This window comes from Streptomyces bambusae, from assembly GCF_020532645.1.
Taxonomy (GTDB): Bacteria; Actinomycetota; Actinomycetes; order Streptomycetales; family Streptomycetaceae; genus Streptomyces; species Streptomyces bambusae.
Genome location: NZ_JAJAUZ010000020.1, coordinates 31610 through 55907, shown reverse-complemented (window position 1 = coordinate 55907; position 24298 = coordinate 31610). Strand labels below are relative to the sequence as shown.

At 73.1% G+C, this 24298-nt stretch carries 24 protein-coding genes and 1 tRNA gene; 14 read left to right on the top strand and 11 right to left on the bottom strand.

What is annotated here, in order from left to right; all coding sequences use genetic code 11:
- The first annotated feature begins 42 nt into the window (after window positions 1-42).
- Both LG634_RS16325 and LG634_RS16320 read left to right on the top strand, forming a co-directional pair.
- Window positions 43-219, top strand: a complete 177-nt coding sequence (locus tag LG634_RS16325) for a hypothetical protein (protein WP_226734543.1) — start codon at window positions 43-45, stop codon at window positions 217-219.
- Between the two features lie 376 nt (window positions 220-595).
- Window positions 596-1201, top strand: a complete 606-nt coding sequence (locus LG634_RS16320) for a class F sortase (protein ID WP_226734542.1) — start codon at window positions 596-598, stop codon at window positions 1199-1201.
- Window positions 1202-1280: 79 nt separating this feature from the next.
- Here LG634_RS16320 and LG634_RS16315 read toward each other — a convergent pair.
- Together LG634_RS16315 and LG634_RS16310 are read right to left on the bottom strand one after the other, a co-directional pair.
- Window positions 1281-1353 (bottom strand) — tRNA-Arg (locus LG634_RS16315).
- A 44-nt stretch (window positions 1354-1397) separates the two neighbouring features.
- Window positions 1398-2150: a thioesterase II family protein gene (locus tag LG634_RS16310; protein WP_226734541.1), complete on the bottom strand. Its 753-nt coding sequence runs from the start codon at window positions 2148-2150 to the stop codon at window positions 1398-1400.
- A 210-nt stretch (window positions 2151-2360) separates the two neighbouring features.
- Between LG634_RS16310 and LG634_RS16305 the strand changes: the two genes are divergently transcribed.
- Window positions 2361-3371 carry a quinone oxidoreductase family protein gene (locus tag LG634_RS16305; RefSeq protein WP_226734540.1) on the top strand — a complete coding sequence of 337 codons (1011 nt, stop codon included), beginning with the start codon at window positions 2361-2363 and terminating at the stop codon, window positions 3369-3371.
- Between the two features lie 33 nt (window positions 3372-3404).
- On the opposite strand, the gene LG634_RS16300 is transcribed toward LG634_RS16305, so the two are convergent.
- Window positions 3405-4685 (bottom strand): M6 family metalloprotease domain-containing protein, encoded by a 1281-nt coding sequence (locus LG634_RS16300; RefSeq protein WP_226734539.1) that lies wholly within the window; start codon window positions 4683-4685, stop codon window positions 3405-3407.
- A gap of 246 nt (window positions 4686-4931) precedes the next feature.
- On the opposite strand from LG634_RS16300, the gene LG634_RS16295 reads away from it, so the two are divergent.
- From LG634_RS16295 to LG634_RS16285, 3 genes are all read left to right on the top strand, one after another.
- Complete coding sequence (locus LG634_RS16295; protein WP_372482435.1) at window positions 4932-5660, top strand: TetR/AcrR family transcriptional regulator; 729 nt, start codon at window positions 4932-4934, stop codon at window positions 5658-5660.
- A gap of 84 nt (window positions 5661-5744) precedes the next feature.
- The gene (locus LG634_RS16290) at window positions 5745-7274 is read left to right on the top strand and encodes an MFS transporter (protein ID WP_226734538.1); all 1530 of its coding nucleotides are present in this window, start codon (window positions 5745-5747) and stop codon (window positions 7272-7274) included.
- A gap of 410 nt (window positions 7275-7684) precedes the next feature.
- The gene (locus tag LG634_RS16285; RefSeq protein WP_226734537.1) at window positions 7685-8665 is read left to right on the top strand and encodes a sigma-70 family RNA polymerase sigma factor; all 981 of its coding nucleotides are present in this window, start codon (window positions 7685-7687) and stop codon (window positions 8663-8665) included.
- 157 nt (window positions 8666-8822) lie between these two features.
- Here LG634_RS16285 and LG634_RS16280 read toward each other — a convergent pair whose 3' ends face one another.
- On the bottom strand, window positions 8823-9779 hold the full coding sequence (locus tag LG634_RS16280; protein ID WP_226734536.1) for a helix-turn-helix transcriptional regulator: 957 nt from the start codon (window positions 9777-9779) through the stop codon (window positions 8823-8825).
- Between the two features lie 62 nt (window positions 9780-9841).
- On the opposite strand from LG634_RS16280, the gene LG634_RS16275 reads away from it, so the two are divergent.
- Together LG634_RS16275 and pfkB are read left to right on the top strand one after the other, a co-directional pair.
- Window positions 9842-11434, top strand: a complete 1593-nt coding sequence (locus tag LG634_RS16275) for an MFS transporter (RefSeq protein WP_372482434.1) — start codon at window positions 9842-9844, stop codon at window positions 11432-11434.
- Window positions 11435-11617: 183 nt separating this feature from the next.
- Complete coding sequence (pfkB, locus tag LG634_RS16270) at window positions 11618-12568, top strand: 1-phosphofructokinase (RefSeq protein ID WP_226734597.1); 951 nt, start codon at window positions 11618-11620, stop codon at window positions 12566-12568.
- A 46-nt stretch (window positions 12569-12614) separates the two neighbouring features.
- Here the strand turns inward: pfkB and LG634_RS16265 are convergent, their stop codons facing one another.
- Together LG634_RS16265 and LG634_RS16260 are read right to left on the bottom strand one after the other, a co-directional pair.
- The gene (locus LG634_RS16265; protein WP_226734535.1) at window positions 12615-13403 is read right to left on the bottom strand and encodes a DUF6227 family protein; all 789 of its coding nucleotides are present in this window, start codon (window positions 13401-13403) and stop codon (window positions 12615-12617) included.
- A 164-nt stretch (window positions 13404-13567) separates the two neighbouring features.
- Complete coding sequence (locus LG634_RS16260; protein ID WP_226734534.1) at window positions 13568-14617, bottom strand: P1 family peptidase; 1050 nt, start codon at window positions 14615-14617, stop codon at window positions 13568-13570.
- A gap of 89 nt (window positions 14618-14706) precedes the next feature.
- On the opposite strand from LG634_RS16260, the gene LG634_RS16255 reads away from it, so the two are divergent.
- The gene (locus LG634_RS16255; protein ID WP_226734533.1) at window positions 14707-15357 is read left to right on the top strand and encodes a vitamin K epoxide reductase family protein; all 651 of its coding nucleotides are present in this window, start codon (window positions 14707-14709) and stop codon (window positions 15355-15357) included.
- 103 nt (window positions 15358-15460) lie between these two features.
- Here LG634_RS16255 and LG634_RS16250 read toward each other — a convergent pair whose 3' ends face one another.
- Window positions 15461-15871 (bottom strand): rodlin, encoded by a 411-nt coding sequence (locus tag LG634_RS16250; RefSeq protein WP_226734532.1) that lies wholly within the window; start codon window positions 15869-15871, stop codon window positions 15461-15463.
- 296 nt (window positions 15872-16167) lie between these two features.
- On the opposite strand from LG634_RS16250, the gene LG634_RS16245 reads away from it, so the two are divergent.
- Window positions 16168-16671: a hypothetical protein gene (locus LG634_RS16245; RefSeq protein ID WP_226734531.1), complete on the top strand. Its 504-nt coding sequence runs from the start codon at window positions 16168-16170 to the stop codon at window positions 16669-16671.
- A 147-nt stretch (window positions 16672-16818) separates the two neighbouring features.
- A complete protein-coding gene (locus LG634_RS16240; protein WP_226734530.1) occupies window positions 16819-17058 on the top strand; it encodes a chaplin in 240 nt (79 codons plus the stop codon).
- Window positions 17059-17226: 168 nt separating this feature from the next.
- Here the strand turns inward: LG634_RS16240 and LG634_RS16235 are convergent, their stop codons facing one another.
- The 4 genes from LG634_RS16235 to LG634_RS16220 all read right to left on the bottom strand — a co-directional run bounded on the left by LG634_RS16235 (window position 17227) and on the right by LG634_RS16220 (window position 20059).
- Window positions 17227-17568, bottom strand: a complete 342-nt coding sequence (locus tag LG634_RS16235; protein WP_226734529.1) for a hypothetical protein — start codon at window positions 17566-17568, stop codon at window positions 17227-17229.
- A 176-nt stretch (window positions 17569-17744) separates the two neighbouring features.
- The gene (locus tag LG634_RS38215) at window positions 17745-18995 is read right to left on the bottom strand and encodes a chaplin family protein (RefSeq protein ID WP_226734528.1); all 1251 of its coding nucleotides are present in this window, start codon (window positions 18993-18995) and stop codon (window positions 17745-17747) included.
- Window positions 18996-19122: 127 nt separating this feature from the next.
- Window positions 19123-19356 carry a chaplin gene (locus LG634_RS16225; protein WP_226734527.1) on the bottom strand — a complete coding sequence of 78 codons (234 nt, stop codon included), beginning with the start codon at window positions 19354-19356 and terminating at the stop codon, window positions 19123-19125.
- 301 nt (window positions 19357-19657) lie between these two features.
- Window positions 19658-20059 (bottom strand): rodlin, encoded by a 402-nt coding sequence (locus LG634_RS16220; protein ID WP_226734526.1) that lies wholly within the window; start codon window positions 20057-20059, stop codon window positions 19658-19660.
- Window positions 20060-20371: 312 nt separating this feature from the next.
- Between LG634_RS16220 and LG634_RS16215 the strand changes: the two genes are divergently transcribed.
- From LG634_RS16215 to LG634_RS16205, 3 genes are read left to right on the top strand one after another with little or no spacing between them, the layout of a single operon-like run.
- Window positions 20372-21535 (top strand): DUF3344 domain-containing protein, encoded by a 1164-nt coding sequence (locus LG634_RS16215; RefSeq protein WP_264203191.1) that lies wholly within the window; start codon window positions 20372-20374, stop codon window positions 21533-21535.
- A 21-nt stretch (window positions 21536-21556) separates the two neighbouring features.
- Window positions 21557-22756, top strand: a complete 1200-nt coding sequence (locus LG634_RS16210) for a glycosyltransferase (RefSeq protein ID WP_226734524.1) — start codon at window positions 21557-21559, stop codon at window positions 22754-22756.
- Complete coding sequence (locus LG634_RS16205) at window positions 22753-24297, top strand: exopolysaccharide biosynthesis polyprenyl glycosylphosphotransferase (RefSeq protein WP_226734523.1); 1545 nt, start codon at window positions 22753-22755, stop codon at window positions 24295-24297. The genes LG634_RS16210 and LG634_RS16205 overlap by 4 nt, the downstream gene beginning before the upstream one ends.
- Window position 24298 lies beyond the last annotated feature (1 nt).

Genomic DNA, 24298 nt, shown 5'->3' with positions numbered 1-24298 from the left:
GCTCCGAATAGTCCGATGAGACTCCGAAGGAGTGACGACGGGATGGCCAAAGAGAAGAAGGAACCCCGCACCACCGAGGCGCCGTGGACGAAGGGGCACGGCCTCGACCATCCCCTCCGCAGCAAGGTGAAGGGCGGCCTGCACACGAAGGCGGCCCTCAAGCGGGCGGGCAGCCCCCAGGGCGACCGGATCGGCGAACGCACGAAGGGCCTGAGCTGACAGGCCGGCTCCGCCGCCGGGCCTGGTCCCGGGGCTCCGCCCCGGACCCCGGTCCTCAAACGCCGGACGGGCTGGATCTTGCCCCTGCCGGGCCTCGGCCCGCGGGCAAATCCAGCCCCGCCGGCGTTTGAGGCGCGGGGGCCAGGGGCAGAGCCCCAGATCAAGCCCCTCCGGCGCTTGAGGAGCGGGGTGTGGGGCGGAGCCCCGAATCACTGAGCCCCGCCGGCGATTGAGGCGCGGGGTGCGGGGCGGAGCCCCGGGGTGGTTACGGGATCGCGCCGGCACGGCCGGGCGACCGTTACGCGGCCGAGGGACGCCCCGTACACGCTCGCCGTAGCGTCGACGGCGTCGTCAGAACGTCCCCCGGAGCCTCCCGATGCCCACGCTGACCCGCACCGCCCTCGCCGCCCTCGCCGCCGCCACCCTCTCGCTCACGCTCACCGCCTGCGGCGGAGCCGCGATCGCCCCCGACCCGGAGGTCGTGAGCACGGCCGCCGCCCCGGCAGCAGACACCGCGCAACCGATGCCGGAGTCCCGCCCGACGGGCCTCCGCATCCCCACCGCCCACGTGGCCGCGGCAAAAATGCTCGACCTCACCACGGACGACTCCGGCGAGCTGGCCGTCCCCGACGCGGACACCGACGCCGACACCCCCGGCTGGTGGACCGCCGGCCCCACCCCCGGCGAGCGCGGTGCCGCCGTCCTCGTCGCCCACTACGACACCAAGCACGGCCCCGCCCTCATGAAGGACGTCGCGAAGATCAAGCCGGGCGACCGCATCGAGGTCCCCCGCGCGGACGGCCGCACGGCCGCCTTCCGCGTCCGGGAGGTCGAGGACGTCCCCAAGGAACGCTTCCCGACCGGCAAGGTCTACGGCCCCACCGACCGCCCCGAACTCCGCCTGCTCACCTGCGGCGGCCCCCTGAAGAACGGCCACCGGGCCAACAACGTGATCTTCTACGCCGACCTCGTCCGCACCTGAGCGCGCGCACGTGCCGCCGGAAGCCCCGGAAAACACCGCAGGCCCCCCGCCCGGTCGGGCGAGGAGCCTGCTGTTCACGTGCCCCCGGCAGGATTCGAACCTGCGACACCGGCTTTAGGAGAGCCGTGCTCTATCCCCTGAGCTACGAAGGCGGGTCGAGGACAGGTTAGCCGATGTCGGGGGCCCGTGGGCGGCCTCAGCGGGCCGTGGCCAGGCGCGGAACGGCGAGGCGGGTGGTGGCAAGCCGGGCCAGTGTCTCGATGTGGTCGGTCAGGTAGAAGTGGTCGCCGGGGAAGACGTGCGTGCTCGACGGCCCGGTGGTGACGGTCGCCCACTCCGCCGCCTGCTCCGGCGTGATCCTCGGATCGTCGTCGCCCGTCGCGGAGACCACCTCGGCCCGCAGCCGCGGCGCCGCCGGGTCGGGCCGGTAGCGGTCGATCAGGAAGAAATCGTTCCGGATGATCGGGAAGAACAGATCCCGCAGTTCGGGGTGCTCCAGCACCTCCGGATCCGTGCCGCCCAGGCTCCGCAGCCGCCGGTCCAGCTCCGCGTCGGAGAACGGCTCCTGCGGGATCTGCGCGTCGAACCCGCTCATCCGCCGCCCGGACACGCACAACCGCGTGAAGTGGTCCGCACCCGCGGCCTCCAGCCGGAGCATCGTCTCGTACGCGAGGGCCGCGCCCATGCTGTGCCCGAACAGGGCGGTGGGGCGCACCGGTTCGGCGAGCAGGGCCTCGGTGATCTCGTCGGCGAGGGCGTGCAGCTCGGGCACCAGCGGCTCGCGGATCCGGGTCTCGCGCCCCGGGTACTGCACGGCCAGCAGCTCCGTGGAGAGCAGCACGTGGTCGGCCCAGTCCCGGAAGAAACCGGCGGAGCCGCCCGCGTGCGGGAAGCAGACCAGCCGGGTGGTGGCGGTCGAGAGGGGGCGCAGGCGCAGCAGGGCCGTCATCAGGGTCTCCCTGGGGTGATCGTCCGATGGCACGACCATAGGCCCGGCCCGTCGCGCCCGTCCGGATCCGCGAGCGGATCCGGACCCGCCCTGCACTCCCACTGGACGGGCCCGCGAGCGGGGACGGGGCGCCGGCGGGCTGGTCTGCCTGCCGGGAATCGAACGGCCATGCAAGGGGGTTGGAGGGGAACGAGCCGAAATTGGAGGGTCATGCGAGCGATTCAGGTGTACGAAGTGGGCGGTCCCGAGGTGCTGCAGGAGGCCACAGTGGACCAGCCGCGGCCGGGGCCGGGCGAGGCGGTCGTGGAGGTCGCCGCATCCGGGGTCAACTTCCTCGACGTCTACCACCGCGAAGGCCGGTACAGCCTCCCGCTGCCCTTCACCCCGGGCGCCGAGGGCGCCGGCACGGTCGTCGAGGTCGGACCCGGCGTCGCCGACGTCGCAGTGGGGGACCGGGTCGGGTGGGTGGAGATTCCCGGCACGTACGCCGAGCGGGCCGTCGTGGACGCCTCCCGGCTGGTGCCGCTGCCCGACGACATCGGCTTCGAGAGCGCCGCCGCCGTGCTCCTGCAAGGCATGACGGCGCACTATCTCGTCAAGGACGCCTACCCGGTTCAGCGGGGCGACACGGTGCTCGTGCATGCGGCTGCCGGCGGCATGGGGCTGCTCTTGACCCAGCTCATCACCCATCTCGGCGGCAGGGTGATCGGCACGACGTCGACCACGGCGAAGGCCGAGCTGGCGAAGCGCGCCGGGGCGGCCGAGGTGATCCTTTCCTCCGCGGTCGACGATCTCGCAGCCGAGGTGCGGCGGCTCAACGGCGGTCGGGGACTGCCGGTCGTCTTCGACGGCGTCGGCGCGCACACCTTCGATGCGAGTCTCGCCAGCCTGCGAACCCGCGGCCATCTCGTGCTCTTCGGCGCGGCAAGTGGTGCCGTGCCGCCGTTCGATCCGATCCGGCTCGCCCACGGCGGTTCGCTGACCCTGATCAGGCCCAGCCTTGGGGACTACATCGCCGACCGGTCCGAACTGCTCCGACGGGCCGCCGATGTGTTCGAGTGGGTGCGCTCCGAGGCACTTGAGGTCGCCGTAACGGGCCGCTACGCGCTGTCCGAGGCCGCCCGGGCCCACAGCGATCTGGAGGCCCGGCGTACCACCGGCAAGCTGCTCGTCATACCCGACGCGGCTGCGATGGGACGCCGCGAGGAGACGCGGATCTGACCGCGGGTGACGGGCGTACGGGTCCCCGGCCCCTCACGGCCGGGTGATCCGCACCTGGTAGTTCCCGTTCCGCAGTTCCCCCACCACCGAGATGCTGATGCCGCTCTCCTCGTCCGTGAAGGTCTCGCCCGGCCCGAACGGCGCGTCCGAGAGTTCCGCGTGCACGTTGGGCCGCCGGGTGCAGCCGCCGCTCTCCGCGGCGCTGTCGGAGATGGTGACCGGACCGCGCCCGGTGTCCACCTCCGAGTCGACCTTGTAGATCAGCACGCCGGGTTTGCACACCGCCTCGTCGTTGCCGGCGAGCGTCCGCACCTCGACGGCGAACCCGGCGGACCCGGACACCGGGACGAAGGCCAGCTTGGTGCCGCCCTTCACGGCCAGCGGGCTGAGCACGTGGTCGCTGGTGCCCGGCCGGGAGGCGCAGCCGATCTGCTCGCCGTCCAGCCAGCCCAGCTTCCACTTGTGCCAGCCGAGCAGGTCGTTGTTGGCGCCCCAGTCCTCGCTCATGATGTCCCAGTGGCCGACCGTGCCGCCGCCGTCGGCGGTGTAGAGGTCGGGCAGCCCGAAGACGTGCCCGTTCTCGTGCGGAAGCACCCGGTATCCGGTCTCCCGGTAGGACCCGGAGCCGTCGTCCTGCCGGCTGTAGACGAACGAGGTGTTGGCGAGCGGCACCCCGTCGGCGACCGGCGCCTCCCCGTTCCCGGAGAAGGTCACCGACAGCACGGTGTCGAGCGCCGAGGGCCCGGCGTTCGGCGTCACGAGGATGTTGACCAGGTCGTACTTGCTGAAATCCACCTCCGGGTCGGCCGCCTTCACGATGTGCTCGACCAGCTGCCGGTACCCCGGCTCGTACGGGGAGCCCCGCTCGATCCCGTACGCGGCGAACGGCATCGGCATCCGCAGCCAGTCCGTCACCGGAGCCTCCGGCAGGTACACGAGCCGCCCGTACGAGCTGGTGCGGAACCAGTCCGAGGTCTGCGGGAAGAACTCGGCCAGCCGGTCCTTCGCCGTGCCCTCACCCTTGGCGTCCGGGAAGTCGATCATCAGGTTCAGGGCCCGGACCTCGCCGGTGGAGCGCGAGTAGCCGGGCGGCGTCGGCAGGCCCTCCGACATCTGGACGCCCATCGCGCCGGAGATCCGGCAGGGCGCCAGGGCCGTCTCGTTCGCGGCGGCCGCCACGGGGCCGGCGGTGGTGCGGGGCCGGGTTCCCATGCCGTCGCTGGCGGTGGCGGTGACGCCGAGCGCCAGCGCGGTGAGTCCGATGTAGGCGCTGGTCCGGCGGTGTCGGCATATCCGGTGGCGGGTCTGCGGCATGCGGTCGCCTTCGGGTCCGCGGCAGCCGGCCGGACCCGTGCTGCGCTCGTGCGATCACCCTCCGTCGGCCCCGCCGGGCCCGCGCGCCGGGAGCGTCCGAACGTGGCAGTCATGTGACTCACGTCACAGTGGCGCGCGAAATAACCGGGGACGCCTTCCCCGTTTAACCCGATGTCCTCAAAACGGGGACCCGCTCCCCGCTTGCCGGGCGGCGCAGACACCGGAGCAGCCGAAGGGAGCGCCGACGTGGACACCGCGACCCGGACCGGGGCCAGGCCCACCGCAGCCGTCGACCTCACCCCCGCACCCCGCACCCCGCAGGACGCGGCCGCGGGTGCGAAGGCCGTACGACCGCGGGCCGACGCCCTGCGCAACCGCGAGCGGATCCTGTCCGCGGCCCGAGAGATGTTCGTCGAGCACGGCTCCCAGGCCCCGCTCGACGAGATCGCCCGCCGCGCCGGCATCGGCAACGCGACGCTCTACCGGCACTTCCCCGACCGCACCACCCTGGTCCGCCAGGTGGTCCGGTACGTGATGGACCGGGTCGCCGGACACGCCGAGGCGGCCCTCGCCGAGGAGCCCGACGCGTTCGCGGCCCTGGGCCGGTTCGTGCACGAGGCGGCCGACGAGCGGATCGGCGCCCTGTGCCCGATGCTCGCCGGCGACTTCGAACACGACCACCCCGAGCTGCTCGCCGCCCGCGACCGGCTGGAGGCCGTGGTCGAAGGGATCGTGCAGCGCGCCCAGACGGACGGGCTGATGCGCACCGACGTCGCCGCCGGCGACCTGCTGCTCGCGCTCTCCCAGCTGAGCCGTCCGCTGCCGGGCACCGCCTGCACGGCCACCGACCGCTTCGTCCACCGCCACCTGCAGCTGCTCCTCGACGGCCTGCGCGCCCCCGCCCGCTCCCAGCTGCCGGGCAGCCCGGCGACCCTCGACACCCTCAGGGCCGCCGCCGCGGAGGCCGCCGGCTGACCTTCCGGGGCTGCGCGCCCCCACCGACTTCGTACGACGTAAACATCCCTTTTTTGAGAAATGCGCCAAGAGGTGGCTACTCCCATGTCAAAAACGCCCGAACCGAGCCTCACCGCGGACCCGAGCCGCTGGAAAGCCCTCGTCTTCATCGCGCTCGCCCAGCTGATGGTCGTGCTCGACGCGACGATCGTGAACATCGCCCTGCCCACCGCCCAGCAGGACCTCGGGATCTCCGACGGCAACCGCCAGTGGGTGATCACCGCCTACGCGCTCGCCTTCGGCGGACTGCTCCTGTTCGGCGGCCGGATCGCCGACCTCTGGGGCCGCAAGAACGCCTTCATCGTCGGCCTGGTCGGCTTCGCCGCGGCCTCCGCCCTCGGCGGCGCGGCCACCGGTGAGGCCATGATGCTCGGCGCCCGCGCGCTCCAGGGTGCCTTCGGCGCGCTGCTGGCCCCCGCGGCCCTCTCGCTGCTCGCCGTCATGTTCACCGACGCCAACGAGCGCGCCAAGGCGTTCGGCATCTACGGCGCCATCGCGGGCGGCGGCGGCGCCGTCGGCCTGATCCTCGGCGGCTTCCTCACCGAGTACCTCGACTGGCGCTGGACCTTCTTCGTCAACATCCCGTTCGCGGTCGTGGCCGCCGTCGGCGCCTGGTTCGTCATCCGCGAGCCCGCCGGTGCCCGCAACCGCTCCCCGCTGGACATCCCCGGCGTGATCCTCTCCACCCTCGGCCTCGTCGCCCTCGTGTACGGCTTCACCCGCGCCGAGTCCGACGGCTGGACCGACCCGGTCACCCTGGGCCTGTTCGTCGGCTCCGTGGTCCTGCTCGGTGCCTTCGTGTTCACCGAGTCCAAGGTCCGCTCCCCGCTGCTGCCGCTGCGCGTGCTCGCCGAGCGCAACCGGGGCGGGGTCTACCTCTCGCTCGGCCTCGCCGTCATCGCGATGTTCGGCCTGTTCCTCTTCCTCACCTACTACTTCCAGGTGGTCGAGGGGTACTCCGCCGTCAAGACCGGCTTCGCGTTCCTCCCGATGATCGCGGGCATGATCATCGGCTCCACCCAGATCGGCGCCCGCCTGATGACGCGGGTCCCGCCGCGCCTGCTGATGGGCCCGGGCTTCCTGGTCGCCGCCTCCGGCATGCTCCTCCTGACCCAGCTGGAGGTCGGCTCCTCGTACCCGGCGCTGATCCTCCCCGCGCAGCTGCTGCTCGGCCTGGGCATGGGCACCGCCTTCATGCCGGCGATGTCGCTGTCCACCCACGGGGTCGACCCGGCCGACGCCGGCGTCGCCTCGGCGATGGTCAACACCTCGCAGCAGGTCGGCGGCGCCATCGGCACCGCCCTGCTCAACACCATCGCGGCTTCCGCCACCACCTCGTACCTGGTGTCGCACGCCGCCGACGGCGCCGCCGGCGGCGCCGCGCTGGGGGCCCTCCAGGCCCAGGGCATGGTGCACGGCTACGCCGCGGCCATCTGGTGGGCGGTGGGCATCCTCGCCGCCTCCGCCGTGATCGCCCTGGCCCTCATCAACACCGGACGCCCGGACACCACGGTCGTCGCCGGCTCCGGCGACGGCGCGGGCGACGAGGTGAAGGTCCCGGTCATCGCGCACTGACCCCACCGGTCCCACCGAGCGACCGGGCCCGCCGAGGCACCGGCGCCACGCCGTGACGAGGCCGGACGCACCCCCGCCGGGGGCCGCGTCCGGCCTCCGGCGTTCCCCGGCCCGGCGGCGCGGCCCCGAACCTTCCGGCAAATCGGTCATACGCCCGGGCAACCCCGGTGCCCGGATCGCCGTCCTACCAGGCAGCGGGGCACGCTCCGCACACGGCTCACGACCGGCTGCGCGACCGGGGCGGGGCAGGATACTGCAAGATCGCAAAAAAAGAGACGCGGCGTGGGAATTCTGTCCCGATTCCAGTCGTTGTTTCCTTCGGATGCGGGCACTCGGGAGAGTGTTCCGGGGGGCCGCAGCCAGACGCACCGAAGCCGCACCGCGACCGAACTCATTGCAAGGGAGCACGCATGGCAACCCGCGCCGTCGCCCGTCGTCAGTCCGAGGCCGGCAGCCGCGCCGCCGGCGCGGAGATCGCCGACCGCGACCTGGTGGGCATGTACCTGGACGAGATCGCCCGCACCCCGCTGCTGGACGCCGCCCGGGAAGTGGAGCTGTCCCAGATCATCGAGGCCGGCGTGTTCGCCCGCCAGATCCTCGACGGGGAGATCGACCCGAGCAAGGCCGGCTCCGCCTCCACGGAAGAGCTGGAGCTGCTGGCCGCCGAGGGCGAGCGGGCCAAGGAGATCTTCATCCGGTCCAACCTCCGCCTCGTCGTCGCCGTCGCCCGCCGCTACCCGCGCAGCGGCCTCCCGCTCCTCGACCTCATCCAGGAGGGGAACGCCGGCCTGGTCCGCGCCGTCGAGAAGTTCGACTACGCCAAGGGCTTCAAGTTCTCCACGTACGCCACCTGGTGGATCCGGCAGGCGATCACCCGCTCCATAGCCGACCAGTCCCGCACCATTCGCCTCCCCGTCCACCTGGTCGAGGAACTCGGACGGATCCGCCGCGTCCAGCGCGAGTTCAACCGGGAGAACGGCCGCGACCCGGAGCACGCCGAGATCGCCACCGAGCTCGGCTCCACCGAGCAGCGCGTGTCCGACGTCCTCGACTGGGCCCGCGACCCGGTCAGCCTCAACATGTCCGTGGACGACGAGGGCGAGACCCAGTTCGGCGACCTGCTGGAGGACACCTCCGCCATCTCGCCCGAGCAGTCGGTGCTCTCCCTGCTGCGCAGCGAGGAGCTGGAGGAGCTGATCGCCAAGCTCGACCAGCGCACCGCCTCGATCATCAAGATGCGGTACGGCATCGACGACGGTCGCGAGCGCACCCTCACGGAGGTCGGCAAGCAGCACGGCCTGACCCGCGAACGCATCCGCCAGATCGAAAAGCACGCCCTCCTCGAACTGAAGAAAATGGCCACCGACACCGGCTTCGACGCCGTCGCCTGACCCTCCGCCGGTGCGGACCCGACCCGGGCCCGCACCGGCCCACCGCGCCGGGGCAAAATCAAGCCCCTCCGGCGTTTGAGGAGGGGTCCGGGGCGGAGCCCCAGCTCAAGCCCCTCCGGCGTTTGAGGAGGGGTCCGGGGCGGAGCCCCGAACGGCGTCACCCCCGCCCCGCCGCCCGGCAGAGCCGCGCCCCCAGCACCGCCGCACTCGCGGCCAACGCCTCCGGCCCGCGCACCACAAACGGCAACCCCGTCATCGCCAGCCGCATCGCCAGCCAGTCCGGCGCATCCGCCGAAGAAAACCGCACCCGACACGCATCGGCCCCCTCCGGCTCGGCCACCCCCAGCCACCCCGGCACCTCCCCGGCCGGCACCCCGAAGGCCACCTCGGCCTCGTACTCCTCCTGCTGCCCGCGCAGCCCCCGCGAAACGAACGCCAGCGCGTCCCCGCCCATCGGCAGCTCCCGCGGCGCGAACCGGGCCCCGGTCGGGAACGGCTCGGACACCCGGTCCACCCGGAACGTCCGCCAGTCCGCCCGGTCCAGGTCGTAGGCGAGCAGGTACCAGCGCCGCCCCGTCGACACCAGCCGGTACGGCTCGACCTGCCGCCGGGACACCGCACCGTCGCCCGCCCGGTACGCGAAGCGGAGCTTCTCCTGCCCGGCCACCGCCGAGGCCGCCAGCGTCAGCGTCCGCGGATCGATGCTCGCCCCGTCCCCGCGGGTCAGTGCCAGCGTGGCCGTCTGCAGCGTGCTCACCCGGTGCCGCAGCCGGGCAGGCAGCACCTGCTCCAGCTTGGCCAGCGCCCGCACGGACGCCTCCTCCACGCCCTCGATGGCGTGCCCGGCCCCCGCCCGCAGGCCCACGGCGATCGCCACCGCCTCCTCGTCGTCGAGCACCAGCGGCGGCATCGCGGCCCCCGCCACCAGCCGGTAGCCGCCCACCGCCCCCAGGCTGGCCTCGACGGGATATCCCAGCTCGCGCAGGCGGTCGATGTCGCGGCGAATGGTCCGCGGGCTGACCCCCAGCCGCTCCGCCAGCTCGCTGCCGGGCCATTCGCGGGGGGTCTGCAACAGGGACAGCAGGGTCAGCAGCCGTGCCGGTGTGTCCGTCATGCCGACCAGGCTGCCAAGGAAATAGGCCACGCGCTGTCCTACATCCGGTCTACGTTTCCTCCATGAGCACCGAGCTGTCCAAGAAGCCCGAGCCGAACGGGCACGAGATACCTGCGGCCGACGAGGCCCCCGAAGCGGCCTCCGAGGCCGTCGCCGACCGCCGCCGCTGGCTGGCACTGGCCATCGTGATGACCGCGGCCTTCATGGACCTGGTCGACGTGACGATCGTCAACATCGCGATCCCCAGCATGCAGAAGGACCTGGACACCAGCACCAGCGCCATCCAGTGGATCACCGCGGGCTACGCGCTCGCGTTCGCCGCCGGCCTGATCACGGGCGGCCGCCTCGGCGACATCTACGGCCGCAAGCGCCTCTTCCTCTTCGGCATCGCCGGCTTCACCGCCGCCTCCGCCCTCTGCGGCCTGGCCGCCAACCAGGAGATGCTCGTCGCCTCCCGGCTGCTCCAGGGCTCCATGGCCGCACTGATGGTCCCGCAGGTGCTCGCGATCATCCACGTCACCTTCCCGCCGCACGAGCGCGGCAAGGTCTTCGGCATGTTCGGCGCGATCGTCGGCCTCGGTGCCGTCTCCGGCCCGATCCTCGGCGCCCTGCTCACCGAGTGGAACCTCTTCGGCCTCGAATGGCGCCCGATCTTCCTGATCAACCTGCCCGTCGGCATCGCCGGCCTCATCCTCGGCAGCCGCTTCATCACCGAGTCCAAGGCCCCCAAGGCCCTGCGCCTCGACCTGGTCGGCGTCGTCCTCGCCACCCTCGGCCTGGTCGGCCTGATCTACCCGCTCACCCAGGGCCGCGAGAACGACTGGCCGCTGTGGGGCTTCGTCTGCATGGGCGCCGTGCCGTTCGTCTTCCTCACCTTCCTCGCGTACGAGAAGCACAAGACCCGGAAGGACGGCTCGCCGCTCGTCGAGCTGTCCCTCTTCCAGGTGAAGAGCTTCGCAGCGGGCATCGCCGTCCAGCTCACCTTCGGCATCGCGACCGGCATCTTCTTCCTCGTCTGGACGCTCTACATGCAGATCGGCCTGGGCTGGGGTGCGCTGAAGGCCGGCGCCACCGGCATCCCGTTCTCCATCGCCGTCTCGGTCGCCGCCGGCCTGTCCGTGCAGAAGCTCGTGCCCCGCTTCGGCCGCAAGGTGCTCCAGGTGGGCGCCCTCACCATGGGCCTCGGCCTGATGATCTACATCTGGGAGGCCGGTCACTACGGCATGGACATCGCCCCCTGGCAGATGTCCCTCCCGCTGATCGTCATGGGCCTCGGCATGGGCCTGATCATCGCCCCGCTCACCGACGCCGTGCTCTCCGAGGTGCCGCGCGAGCACGCCGGCTCCGCCTCCGGCCTGATCAACACCACCGGCCAGATGGGCAACGCGCTCGGCCTCGGCCTGGTCTCCGTCGTGTTCTTCTCCGTGATCGACGACAAGCTGCCGAAGGCCGGCCCCGGCCCGGCCTTCATCGAGGGCTTCCAGCAGGCCCTGTGGTGGGTCGCGGGCGTCCTGGTCGTCATCTTCGCCGTGATGTTCGCCCTCCCCGCCACCCAGCGGCAGGGCGCCGGCCACGAGGCCGAGGCCGGCGCCTGGGACGAGGCGACCGACCTCGCCGCCGGCGGCGACGAGACCCCGCAGAAGGTCTCCGCCTGAACCTGCCGGGCTCCCGAGCCCCCGGAAGCCCGGCACCGCGCACCTGCCCGCCCTCTCCACCGAGAAGGCGGGCAGGTTCGTTTTCACCCGATGTGTCCGCCGGACGTAGGGTGGTGGAGCCCGCAGCACCCAGGACCGCACACCACCGCCGACACCTCCCTGCTCACGGAAGCCGTCCGCGCCTTGATCCTCACCGTCACGCCCAACCCGTCCCTCGACCGGACGTACGAGGTTCCCGCCCTGGTACGGGGCGCCGTCCTGCGCGCCACCGCCGACCGGGTCGACCCCGGCGGCAAGGGCGTCAACGTGTCGCGCGCCGTGGCCGCCGCCGGCCGCAGCACCACCGCGGTCCTCCCGCTCGGCGGCACCGCCGGCGCCCTGATGGCCGAACTCCTCGGCGGCCTCGGCGTCGACGTCACCGCCGTCTCCATCACCGGCCACACCCGCGCCAACATCGCCGTCGCCGAACCCGACGGCACCCTCACGAAGATCAACGCCCTCGGTCCCGAACTCGGCGCCGCCGAAGCCGACCTGCTGCTCTCCACCGTCCGCACCCAGGCCACCACCGCCGGCTGGGCGGCCTGCTGCGGCAGCCTCCCCCAGGGCCTCGGCCCCACCTGGTACGCGGAACTCGTCGCGGCCGTCCACGAAGCCGGCGCCCGCGCCGCCGTCGACACCTCCGGCCCCGCCCTGCTCGCCGCCCTCCCGGCCCGCCCCGACCTGATCAAGCCCAACGCCACCGAACTCGCCGCCGCAGTCGGCCGCCCGCTGGCCACCGTCGGCGACGCCCTGCGGGCCGCCGCGGAACTCCGCGACCGCGGCGCCCGCGCCGTCCTCGCCAGCCTCGGCGCCGACGGCCAGCTCCTCGTCGAGGAGACCGGCACCCACTACGGCACCGCCGCCCCGGCCGCCGTCCGCAGCAACGTCGGCGCCGGCGACGCCGCCCTCGCCGGCTTCCTCATCGCCGGCGGCACCGGCCCCGAAGCCCTCGCCGCCGCCCTCGCCCACGGCGCGGCCGCCGTCGCCCTGCCCGGCAGCGCCATGCCCGCCCCCGCCGACCTCCGCCCCGGCGCCGTCCGCGTCACCGCCGACGTACCGCTCGACCTGCCCCTGACCGAACCGGCCCGCGCCTGACCCCGCGCCCGATCCCCGCGCCCGCCGCCGAGCCGGCGCCCGGCCCTCAGCGCACCCGGGCACGCACTTCCATCGCCTCCCGCGCGGCCGTCTCGCTCGCGTACACCTCGCACATGTGCCGGCCGTCGGGCGTCGCCGTGTGCTCGACCTCCCACAGGCTCAGCTCCGTGCCGTCCAGCAGGACGAACGCGTGCTCGTACAGGCTGAAGCCGGCGTCCCGGCCGTCCGCCAGGTACTGCCGCCGGCCGAACGCCTGCGTGATCTGGTGCGCGTACGCAGTCCGCAGCAGCCGGGCCGTGTCCGGACCCGGCCGGTCCGCGTTCTCCGCGCGCCGCAGCACCCGCCGCGCATGGTCCGCCGACTCGTCCACGGCGTACGTCCGGCGCTGCTCCGGCAGCGACGCCATCCGCCCGAACAGCTCGGCCGCCGGCCCGGTGGCGTCCGCGTCCGGACCGCCCTCGTCCCCGGGCAGCAGGCCGTGGAACTCCAGCTCGGCGGCGGGCCCTCCGGAATCCCCGCCGAACAGCCGCTCCACCGCGAGCACCAGCTCGGTGCGGCTGCCGAACAGCTCGTGCCGCATCGGCTCGGCGACGTCCGAGCGGTACGCCAGCTCCCACAGCGACACCGCCGATCCGTCGGCGAGCAGATGGGTGTGCCGGTAGGTCTCCCGGTGCAGTCCGGTGATCGTGCTGTGGTGCGAGGAGTGCAGTGCGGAACTGTGGGCGAGCGCCGTGCCGAGGCGCTCGACCAGCAGGTCGGGCAGGTCGAAGGAGTTGAGGGCGCGGCCCAGGAGTCGGTCGAGGTGCGCCTCGGTTGTCTCGTACGGATCGCTCAAGGTGGGTCTCCAGGCCGTCGCAGCTAGTCACTTCGCGAAAGCTCAACGTAGTCCCCAGGCCTGACATCCCGTCCGGGGTTCTGGAAAACGGACGGCGCCGAGCGAAGGTTCCCGCAGGATTCGGCTCGAAAGTCTCCTGCCGTTCAAAGGAGTTGAGGGCGCGTTCAGCCGGTCGCGCCGTAGAGGTCCCGGTACGACGGGAACACCCCGCCCGGCCCCTCCGCACCCTCCGCCGCGAGCACGGCCTTCACCACGGCCCGGGTCAGCGCGTCCGCCCCGGCCGCCAGCACCCCGTTGAAAACCTCCAGGTCGACGACCGGACGCCGGCCCGCCGACAGCGCGAAGACGGTGTCCCCGTCGGTCAGCAGGTGCACGGGCCGCACCGCCCGCGCCAGCCCGTCGTGGGCCGTTCCGGCCAGCTTCTGCGCCTGCGCCTTGTCGAGCAGCGCGTCCGTGGCGACCACCGCCAGCGTCGTGTTGAGCGGCGGGTGCACCACGCCCGCCGTGCGCCCCGCCGTCTCCGCGCGCGCCCGCGCCAGGCGCCGTACGGCGCTCTCGTGCGCGGCGGGCTCCGGATACCGCACCCGGCCCCCGTAGAGGCTCCCGTACAGCGCCCCGGTCTCCGGATCCACCACCGAGCCGGCCGCGTTGACCACCGCCAGCGCGGCCACCGTCACCCCGGAGTCCAGCAGCACGGACGCCGAGCCGACGCCGCCGCGCAGCCCGCCGGCCACCGCCCCGGTGCCGGCGCCCACCGAGCCCTGCGCGACCGGGGCGCCGGGCGCCGAGTCCGCGGCGGCCTGCACCGCGGCCCGGCCGAGCGCCGCGTCGGGCCGGGCCCGCCAGTCCCCGCCGCGCCCGAGGTCGAACAGGCAGGCGGCCGGCACCACCGGCACCACCTGGGCCGGGTCCGGCCCCACCGGCACCCCGCGGCCCTGTTCCTCCAGCCAGGCCGTCACCCCGGAGGCGGCGTCCAGGCCGAACGCGCTGCCGCCGGTCAGCACCACGGCGTCGATCCGCCGGACGAGGTTGCGCGGGTCCAGGGCGTCCGTCTCGCGGGTGCCCGGGCCGCCGCCCCGGACGTCCACGGCCGCGACCGCCCCGCCCTCGGGCGCCAGCACCACCGTGGTCCCGGTCAGCGCGCCGTTCGCGGTCCGCTGGGCGTGCCCGACCCGCAGTCCGGCCACATCGGTCAGAGCGTCTACTCGGTCCATGCCACATCCGTACCAGTTCGGGTCAACTCGCCGCCAGCATGGGACCATTGGCCCCTGTATGGGTTGGTATGCGGCGGTATCGTGCGGCCATGGCAACGACGAACACAGCGGGCGGGACGGTCCCCCGGCAGCAGGACCGCCCCCGCACCCGACACGAGAGCGAACCGGCGGGCTCCGGCCGGGGGCTGGCCCGGCTGCTGGTGGCCACCGGCGCCGCCGGCCTGCTGGCCTCCTGGGTGATCACCCTCGACAAGTTCCACCTGCTGGAGGACCCGGACTTCAAGCCGGCGTGCAGCCTCAACCCGGTGGTCTCCTGCGGCAGCGTCATGCAGAGCGAGCAGGCCCACGCCTTCGGCTTCCCCAACCCCATGCTGGGCCTGGTCGCCTACGCCGTGGTCGTCTGCGTGGGCATGAGCGTCCTGGCCGGTGCCACCCACCGCCCCTGGTTCTGGCGAGGGCTGACGGCGGGCCAGCTCTTCGGCGTCGGCTTCTGCACCTGGCTCATGCAGCAGTCCCTGTACGAGATCAACGCGTTGTGCCTGTGGTGCTGCCTCGCCTGGACGGCGACGATCGTGATGTTCTGGGCCACCCTCGCCCGCAACGTGACGGCCGGGGTGCTGCCCGCACCGCGGGCGGTGCGGTCGTTCCTCGGCGAGTTCCCCTGGGTGCCGCCGGTGCTGCACCTGGGTGTGATCGGAATGCTGGTCCTGACCCGATGGTGGGACTTCTGGACCTCCTGACCGGCCCCCGGCAGGCGGGAACCCCGGCAGCTGGAGGCTGCCGGGGTTCCCGTCACTCCACCGGCTCGCGCCGGAAGGGGCTCCTCGCAGGGAGGAGCGTGGGTCAGCTGCCGACGGAGGCGTTGCCGGACAGGACCGGGATGTTGCTGAGGATGTGCGAGAGCGGCTCGTCGCCCTTGGCCTGCGTGCTGTTCTCGGTGCACTGCTGGGTCTGCGGGGCCGACAGGACCGGGATGTCCTGGACGCCGACGTTGATCAGCGCCAGGATCGACTGGGCGTTGACCTTGGCCGGGATGCCGATGCACGGCTTGTTGAGGGTGCCCTGGACCGCGCCGATGTTGGGGCTCATGTCCCCAGCCGACTTCGTGTTGCCGTAGGCGTTCGTGGCGCCGTTGCCGAGGACGGTGTTGGTCCCTCCGTCATTGCCGATCGCCATGGCGGGGGAAGCCACTGCAGCACCCGTGCCGAGCACGGAGGCGGTGACCGCGGCGGTGGCCATGATCTTCTTGAGCATTTGATTGGTCCTTTTGTCGCACGAGTGCCCGCTAATGGAGCGCCCTGATCAACTGGCACTTCCGGGGGTTGGTTCCGCTGCTTCACTCAAACGGCCCGCGCGCACCGGGGCTTTCGCGCGCGGGTCCGGGCGCCCCCTGCGCGGCCCCGGGCCTGGTCGCGCCCGCGCGCTGTCGCCTTCCGCGGGGGCTCGGGGGAGGGCGCCGACGGATCCGGTCCGGTTGCGGTCCGTAGCGGCGTTCCACACGGTGGGTGAGGGGACCGCTCGGTCCCGCACGACCACGTGAAGGAACACCCATGCACCGCAAGAAGGCGTCCCGTGTCCTCGTCCCGTCGGCCCTCTGCGCCGCCATACTCTTCGGCGCGGCCGCCCCGGCGAGCGCTGCCGACGGCGTCGCCGGCCCGCGCGTCGCCGAGGTGACCCGGCAGATCGAGACCGTCCAGCAGCAGATCGAGGACCGGCAGGCCGCTGCCCCTGCCGGGCCCCTGGACGACCTGCTCGGGTCGCTCACCAAGATCCTCGACGGGCTGCTGGGCTCGCTGGGCGGTCTGCTGGGCGGGATCAAGCTGCCGCCGATCGAGCTGCCGAAGCTCCCGGAACTCCCGGCGCTCCCGATCGAGCTGCCCAAGCTGCCCGCGCTGCCGGCGGTGCCCGCGGCTCCCGCCCTGCCCGCCGTCCCGGCCGCCCCCGAGCTCCCGGCAGCCCCCGAGCTCCCGGCCGCCCCCGAGCTCCCGGCCGTCCCGGAGCTCCCGGCCGTCCCGGAGATCCCCGAGGTCCCCGACGCGCCGGCGCTGCCGTAACGCGCCCCCGAGGGCCGGCAACGGTTACGACTATTGCGCTGAACAGGGTGGATTGTGGCCGTGGCCGTGTCGTCCGGCGAGCTGGGACGTTTCGCTCGGTGTGAGCCCCGGATCGGGGCAGAACGTCGAACAGAAGGTGCACTTCCCATGAACTCTGCCAAGAAGGCCGCCCTGGTCCTGGCCACCGCCGGTCTCGCCGCGGGTGCGGCCGCCGGCTCCGCCGTCGCCGACTCCCAGGCCGAGGGCGCTGCGGTGGGCTCCCCCGGTGTCCTCTCGGGCAACCTTGTCCAGGTCCCGGTCCACGTTCCCGTGAACGTCTGCGGCAACACGGCCAACCTGGTCGGCGCTCTGAACCCGGCGTTCGGCAACACCTGCGTCAACGACTGATCAGGTCGCAGCGCTCCCTGTGGCGCCGCCGGCTCCGGCCGGCGGCGCCACAGCCGTGTCCGGAGCCGTCGTGTCCGGGGCCGTCGTGTCCGGGGCCGTGGCGCACAAAAGCCGTCCCGGCCGGGGAACTGCCCCGGCGTGGACGGCTCTTGTGTGCGGTGGCAGCGGTCACTTGCCGCCGTTGAGCTTCACCCCGCCGAGCAGCGGGGAAGCCTGGGTGAGGGCGTTGCCGGTCTTGAGGGCTTCGCCCGGCAGGTTGTTCTTCGCCTTGTTGACGTCCCCCACGGCCTCCACGGCCGTCCCGACGGCGGAGCCCTGCTCGTCGAGGGCGTTGACGAGGTGCCCGCCGAGGTTCTCCCCGAGCGGCGCGCCGGCCTCCAGCACCTCGAACGCGCCGCCGTTCAGGCTCATCGGGACCGGGCCGGCCGCGTCGGCCGCGAAGGCGGGGGCGCCGGCGCCGAGAACGGCCACGGAACCAGCGACGACTGCGGCGACCTTCGAGAACTTCATTTCGCATACCTTTCCCGCAGCGGCGCCCCGTGCGCCGCTTTCGCCATGGGTAACGAGCCCTGTCCGCCGCGGAAACCCCACCCCTCGTTCTTTCTTGCGGACACCGACATGACAAAACGCCCGGAGAATCCTTACGGGGGATTCTCCGGACGTTTTTCGGATGGCCGTTCTTCCGATCAAACGGAGATACGGGAACGGCGGTAGAGCACTGCTCCGCCGAGCAGCATCGCGGCTCCGAACGCGGCCGCTGTGAGCGGTTCGGCCGCGCCGGTCTCGGCGAGCTGGGGAGCGTCGGCCGCCGGCAGGGGAACCGGCGCGGGCGCGGGAGCGGGCGCCGGGAGCGGGGTGACGGCCGGGCCGCCGGTCACCGGTGCGGGCGGCGGGACGGTGACGTCGACCGGCCGGTCGTCCAGCGGGTTGGACGGGGGCTGGTCGGCCTCGGGGACCTCCGGCGCCTCGGGAACGACCGGCTGCGCGGGGGCCGGGCGTACGGATTCCGGAGCGGCGGGGGCGGGCGCCGGGGCGGGGACGACCGGCGTCTCCTCGACGTGACCGAGGCGGGGACGCGGCTCGGTCGCCGGCTCGGGAGCGGGGGCCGGCGGCTTGACCTCGGGAGCAGGGGCGGGAGCGGGCGCCGGGGCGGGCGCGGGCAGGGTCTCCGCCTCGTGGACCGGCTCAGGGGCCGGCGGCTTCACCTCGGGCGCCGGGGCCGGCGGGACCTCGTGGACCACCGGTTCGGGCTTCGGTTCGGGCTTTGGCTCCGGCTTGTGCTCGGGCTTCGGCTCGGGCTGGGCCGGCGGCTTGGGCTTGGCGTGCTTCGGCTTGTGCGGCCGCGGCGCCGGCGGGGCCTCGTGGGCGGGGCCCGGCTTGGCGTGCGAGGGACCGGGCTTCGCGTGCTGCGGCTTGGGGCGCGGCGGCGGTGCGGCGTGGTCCTCGTCGCACTCCTCCTCCGCCTCGGAGCCGTAGCCGCCCTCGTCCTGGTGGCGGGGCTCGTGGCGCGGCTCTTGGCGGGGTTCCTGCCGGTGTTCCTGCCGGGCCTCGTGCCGTTCCTGAGCCTCGGGACGCGGCGGGTAGCGGTCGGCGAGGTAGCGCTCGTAGTCACGGGCGGTGCCCTCGTCCAGGTAGCGCCCGTAGTCGTATCCGGAGCCGTAGCCGCGCGGCTCGTGGGACGTGACGTTCGCGCAGTTGTTGCCCATCGCCGGGTTGAGCATCCCGACGCCGTCGACGCTGTTGCCGCAGACGTTCGGGGACACCGTGACCGGTACCGCGACGCTGTTGCCGGACAGTACGCCCGGGGAGTGCGAGGCCTCGGCCGTGCTCGCCGGCTGCGCGAACGCCGCACCCGCCCCGAGTGACAGCAGGCTCGACGCGGCCGCGGCGGTGAGCATCCCCTTGCTCAGCACCTGTCGGCTCAGTACCTGTCGCATGGGTCCTTCCCTGTCTGCCGGCTCCCTCGCCGGCGCTGGAATTCAAGGAGGCCTCGGAGTGCACCGCCGTGCACTCCGAGGCCACCCCGAGGAGGTCCGCCCTGGCGGGCGCAGACGCGTCGCTGCGTCAGTCGTTGACGCAGACGTTGCCGAACGCGGGGTTCAGCAGGGCGATGACGTTGACCGAGTTGCCGCAGACGTTCACCGGGATGTGCACCGGGACCTGGACGACGTTGCCGGACAGGACGCCGGGGGAGTGGGCGGCCTTGCCCAGGGCCTCCGAGTCGGCCATGGCGGGGGTGGCGGCACCGGCGGCCATCAGAACGCCGGCCGTGACCGCGGCTGCCTTCGTGTACTTCATTTTTTTCAAATCCTTCCCGCAGTGGTGGATGCCGTCGCACACACGACTCTCGTGATGCGCCCACAGTTTCTGTTCCGTCGACACCGCTGCAGTATTAGCAACGAGCCGCGCGGCGAAAAGAAACCGCATTTTCCGGAGCAGTCTCCGGGATTTCACTCCGATGCCGGGAGGGAGGAATTCGGGCACCGGCGGAGCGTTTTTTCGAGATCTTTTGGCCGGATGCGGCGGCCGAATTCATACGACGAGGCCGCCGCGACCCCGGAGGGGTGCGACGGCCTCGTGTGCGAGGGGCGGGGTTGCGTCAGCTGCCGCTGGAGACGTTGCCCGAGAGCACCGGGATGTTGTCCAGGATGTGCGAGAGCGGCTCGTCGCCCTTGACCTGGGTGCTGTTCTCGGTGCACTGCTGGGTCTGCGGGGCCGACAGGATCGGGATGTCCTGGACGCCGACGTTGAGCAGCGCGACGAGCGACTGGACGTTCGCCTTGGCCGGCAGCGCGACACACGGCTTGTTGAGCGAGCCCTGGATCAGGGCCATGTTCGGGCTCATGGTCCCGTACGAGGCGGTGTTGCCGTAGGCGTTCGTGGCGGCGTTGCCCGCGACGGAGTTGGTCCCGTTGTCGTTGCCGATCGCCATCGCCTGCGTCGCGCCCATGCCCACGACGGAGGCCGCGACTGCTGCCGTGGCCATCATCTTCTTGATCACTGTCGTCCCTTTTCTGCAGGATTGCCCGGTAACAGGAGCACCCGGATCAACGGCCGGCCGCGGGTTTGGGTTGCGTGCGTTCACCCGAACGGCGGTGCCGTCCGCGGCGCGACCTGCGAGGGGATCGCGCGGACGGCGGCGCCTTTTCCATTCGGCCGGTCCCTGTGTGTCCGGCCTTAACGACGCGCCGCGCGCAAGGGTGCGCACGATCGCCCAAAAGGCCGTACGAGCGAGTCCGGCGTGATTTCCACCCCGATTTCTGACAAAGTGCACTCCTGTTTTGACGCCTTGATCGAAAAAGGAGGCCGGGACATGTCGAAGGCTGTGAAGTCGACCGGGCGCACTGCTTTCCGTGCCCTTGCGGCACTGTCCTGCCTCGGTGTTTCCCTGGCACTTCCGACGGCCCGGGCGGCCGGGCCCTCGGTGGACGGTCCGGGGGAGTCGGCGGTGATCCCGTTCACGCAGCGCTACCACGCCGTCCAGCACGGCGGGCTGGTGCGCGCCTCGAACTCGGGCATCAGCTGCGGCCGCCGGGCCGACCAGGACTCGGACTCCTGCCGCCAGGTCAAGCGCGGGGCCGCGGGGGTCAACAGCGAGTTCGACATGTTCTACAGCGACCTCGACCGGGATCCGAACACGTACAACTCGACCCGGGCCGAGCTGCGGGTGCCGGCCGGCGCCAAGGTGACGTACGCCCGGCTCTACTGGGGCGGGAACCTGCGGGTCGGGGAGCAGAAGCCGCCGGAGGACAACGGCCGGGTGCTGATCGCCGAGCCCGGCGGGGAGTACAAGGAGGTGCTGGCCGACACCCGGATCGGCCACCGCACGGCCGACGGCAGCGACGCGTACCAGGCCTCCGCGGACGTCACCGCCCTGGTGGCGGCGCGCGGTGCCGGGGTGTGGACGGTGGCCCAGCTGAACATCGCCATGGGGCAGTCGGACGTCGGCGCGTGGGGCGGCTGGACGCTGGTCGCGGCCTACGAGCACGACAAGGAGCCGCTGCGCGAGCTGTCGCTGTGGGACGGGTTCCAGCCGCTCGCGGGTACGGCCGACCCGGCCGGGGCGGAGGCCGACAAGGAGGCCGGCCGGTCCCGGGGCGCCGGGCTCGACCTGCGGCTCGACGGGATGAACGTGCCCGCGCGCGGGGCCGGCAAGGTCGGGATCGTCGGCTACGACGGGGATCGCGGAACCCTCGGGGACTCACTCTCCGTGACGGCCGACAGTGGCCGGCGGGTGAGCATCAGCGATGCCGAGAACCCCTTCAATGATGTGATGAATTCTACTATCACAGAATTCGGCCGGTCTGCGTTCAAGCGGCAGCCCGAACACGTGAACAGTCTCGGATACGACGCGGACGTATTCGACCTCGCCCCCGCCCTGTCCGGCGGGGCCCGCAGCCTGAATTTCGGGTTCGAGGCCGAAAGTCAGGGCCATTTCCTCGGCGTGCTCTTCGTACAGGCAGACGCACGCCGCTGAGACGTACGGAGATCACTCCTCGTGCAGTCGGACTCACACCAGCACAGCAGCGCGCCGGCCGCGGACCGGCAGCCGGCCGTCCTCCACCTCGTCCAGCCCGTGGACGGCGGAGTCGCCCGGGTCGTCACCGACCTGGTCCGGGCCCAGACCCGGGACGGGCTGCGGGCCGTCGTCGGCTGCCCGCCCGGCGGCGACCTCGCCGCCGCCGCCCGCGAAGCCGGCGCCGAGGTCCACACCTGGCGGGCCGGCCGGTCCCCCGGCCCCGCGCTCGCCGCCGAAGTGCTCGGCGCCGCCCGACTGGTCCGGCAGGTCCGCCCCGACCTGCTGCACGCGCACAGTGCCAAGGCCGGACTCGCCGGGCGGCTCGCCGTACGCGGCACCCTGCCCACCGTGTTCCAGCCGCACGCCTGGTCGTTCGACGCCGTCGGCGGCACCACCGCCGCCCTCGCCCTGCGCTGGGAACGGCTCGGCGCCCGCTGGGCCGACCGGGTGCTCTGCGTCAGCGAGGCCGAGCGCCGGGCGGGCGAGGCCTCCGGCATCACCGCCCGCTGGACCGTGATCCGCAACGGCGTCGACCTCGACCGGTTCCGCCCCGGCGGCGGCGACGAACAGGCAGTCGCCCGCGCCGCCCTGCCGCTCCTCTCCCAGTCCTCCCCGCAGGGCCCGCTGGCCGTCTGCGTCGGACGCCTGTGCCAGCAGAAGGGGCAGGACGTCCTGCTCCGCGCCTGGCCCGAGGTCACCGCACACGCCCCCACCGCCCGCCTGGTCCTGGTCGGCGACGGACCGGACGGCGAACGGCTGCGCCGCTCGGCCCCGCCGGGCGTCCTCTTCGCGGGTGCCGCCGCCGACATCAGGCCGTGGCTTCAGGCCGCCGATCTCGTTGTATTGCCGTCGCGTTGGGAGGGCATGGCGCTCGCCCCGCTCGAAGCCATGGCCTGCGGCCGGCCGGTCGTGGTCTCCGACGTCAGCGGCGCCCGCGAGAGCCTCCCGCCCGGCCAGGCGCAGCTGTGCCTGGTGCCCCCGGAGGACCCCACGGCACTCGCCAAGGCGCTGGGCCGGCTGCTCTCCGAACCGCGGCTGCTCGACACGCTGGGGCGCCAGGTCCAGGAGCACGCGCGTACGGAGTTCGACGTGCGGCGCACCGCGGCCGCGGTCACCGGCCTGTACCACGAACTGCTGGGCCGCCCCCGGCCCTTGACCGAGGAGCACGACAGCCGATGACCATGGAGAGCGCACACGCTCCACACACCGGGCGGAAGGGGCGCAGCACCCTGCGGAAGCGCCCCGGCGCGGCCCCGGCCCCGGCCGGCACAGCCGCCGTCCGGCCCGCAGTGACCGCGATCCACCCGCCCCGCGGACCGCAGGTCGAGCAGGCCCGCCCCGCCGTGCGCCCGCAGCGCGTCCGCCGCCGCTCCCTCGTCCTCCCGCTCGTCACCGCCGACGCCGCCGCCACCGTGCTGACCACCGCCGCCGTACCGGGCCTCGCGTGGCCGCCGCAGGCGGCCGTACCGCTGGCCCTGGGGCTCGCCGCGCTGCACGCCCAGGCCGGGCTCTACCGGCCCCGGTTCTCGCCGTCCGCCCTGTTCGAACTCCCCGCCCTGCTCGGCCGGTCGGCCGTGCTGTGGTGCGCGGCCGCCGCCGTCACGGCCGCCGCGCTGCCCGCCGAACCGCTCGGCTGGCAGGCCCTCGCCCTCGCCGTCGCCCTCCAGGCCGTGCTCACCTGCACGGCCCGCGGCACCGTCCACCAGCTGCGCCGCCGCTCCGCCGTCCGCCGCCCCCGCTCCGTCCTGGTCGTCGGCAACGGCACCGGCGCCCGCGCGGTCGTCGCCGCCCTGCACGGCCGCGCCGAGTACGGGCTGCGGCCGGTCGGCCTCGCGGACCCCGGGCCCGGAGCCCCCGACGGAGAGGCCGGCGGACCGCTGCCGGTGCTCACCACCCACGAGGACGTACGCCGCGCCGTCATCCAGAACGCCGTCCGCGAGGCCGTGTTCACCCGGCCGCCGGAGGCCGACGAGCGCACCGCCGCCCTGGTCCGGCTCTTCCACGACCACGGCTGCCGGCTCTGGCTCGCCGACCCGGCCGGCACCGCCAAGGTCACCGGAATGCGCCTGGCCCAGCCCCACGACCAGCTGTGGGGCTTCTCCGTACAGGCCCTGCTGCCGCGGCCCGCCCGGCCCGTCGAGCGGCTCGTCAAGCGGACCATCGACACCGTCCTCGCCGCCCTCGCCCTGCTGTGCGCCGCCCCCGTGATGGCGCTGTGCGCCCTCGCCGTCCGGCTCTCCGACGGCCCCGGGGTGATCTTCCGTCAGGAGCGCGTCGGCCTCTACGGACGGCCCTTCACCCTCCTGAAGTTCCGCACCCTGCGCCCCGAGAACGAGCACGAGTCCGCGACCCGCTGGACCGTCGCCAACGACCACCGCATGAGCCTCGTCGGCAGCCTCCTGCGCAAGTCCTCCCTCGACGAGCTGCCCCAGCTGTGGAACGTCGTCCGCGGAGACATGAGCCTGGTCGGCCCGCGCCCCGAACGGCCCTTCTTCGTCGCCAAGTTCGCCAGCATCCACCCCGGCTACGAAGCCCGTCACCGGATGCCCGTCGGCATCACCGGGCTCGCCCAGATCAACGGCCTGCGCGGCGACACCTCCATCGAGGACCGGGCCCGCTTCGACAACCACTACATCGACACCTGGTCGCTCTGGCAGGACCTGTGGATCCTCGCCCGCACCGCGGCCTCCTTCTTCCGCTTCCGGCTGGGAGGCAGCTGAC